Annotated in this window: 1 protein-coding gene; it reads right to left on the bottom strand. The window is 68.0% G+C overall.

Features of this window, described 5'->3' with window-relative positions; genetic code table 11:
* Window positions 1-28: 28 nt before the first annotated feature.
* On the bottom strand, window positions 29-871 hold the full coding sequence (locus F7R91_RS41765) for an IS5 family transposase (protein WP_150959106.1): 843 nt from the start codon (window positions 869-871) through the stop codon (window positions 29-31).
* Window positions 872-974 lie beyond the last annotated feature (103 nt).

Genomic DNA, 974 nt, shown 5'->3' with positions numbered 1-974 from the left:
AGAGGTCGCGCAGATAGGCGTGTACTACTCATGGACGGCGGTGCGGGCGTTCGTCCCAGCGGTGGGTGGTCCATGCCTGGCGGATCAGGCTACGTACGGTGATGATCGTGTCGGCGAGGTCGAAGAAGGCGTCGATGACGGTGGCCCGGCGCTCGTAGCAGCGGGCGAGGCGGTGGAAGGCGTTCTGCCAGGCGTGCGTGCGCTCCACGTGCCACCTCTGACTCGCCTGGATCGGCGCCTTCTCGCCTTTGTGCGCGATCCGGCCGTGCAGGCCGCGTTCGTCGAGCAGGGTGCGGGTCTTGTCGGAGTCGTAGCCGGCGTCCAGGTGGACGGTGATGTCGTCGGGTAACGGTCCGAGGTTGTCCAGGCGGTCCAGGGTCGGGGCGAGCAGCGGGGAGTCGTGGCGGTTGGCTCCGGCCAGGACGCGGCCCAGTGGAATGCCGTAACCGTCCGTCATGCCGGAGCGTTTCAGGCCCTGTTTGCCGCGGTCGACCGGGGAGCGCCCGGCCACCTCGCCGCCGCCGGGGGCTTTGGTGATCGAGCCGTCGACGGCGATCTGGTCGAGGACGAGGCCGACGATCCGGTCGTAGGACTCCAGCGCGATCTGCTTGAGCCTGGCGAAGACGCCGAGCCGGATCCACTCGTCGCGACGGTTGCGGATCGTGGTGGCCGAGCAGGTCGTGTCGGCGATCGCCTGGTAGGAGCAGCCGAAGCGCAGCAGTTGCAGCATCTTGTCGAAGACGATCCGGTCTCTGATGCGTGGGCGGTGGCAGCCCAGCGGATGGTCCGGGTGGTACTCCGGCCGCTCGGGCAGCAGGGCCACGAATTGGCCCCAGAGCGGTTCGGTCAGCCATGATGGCAGCACAGGCACAGGTCTCCCCGGTGATCACAGAGCGTCGCAACTCCATGATCACCAGGACCTGTGCCTGTCTTGCTGCCGGGGTACCAGCACCGCGCCTATCTGCGCGACCTCT

It is taken from the genome of Streptomyces luteolifulvus (assembly GCF_008806595.1).
Lineage (GTDB): Bacteria > Actinomycetota > Actinomycetes > Streptomycetales > Streptomycetaceae > Streptomyces > Streptomyces luteolifulvus.
The sequence above is the reverse complement of the archived record's forward strand: the minus strand, read 5'-3'. Positions and strand labels throughout refer to the sequence as shown.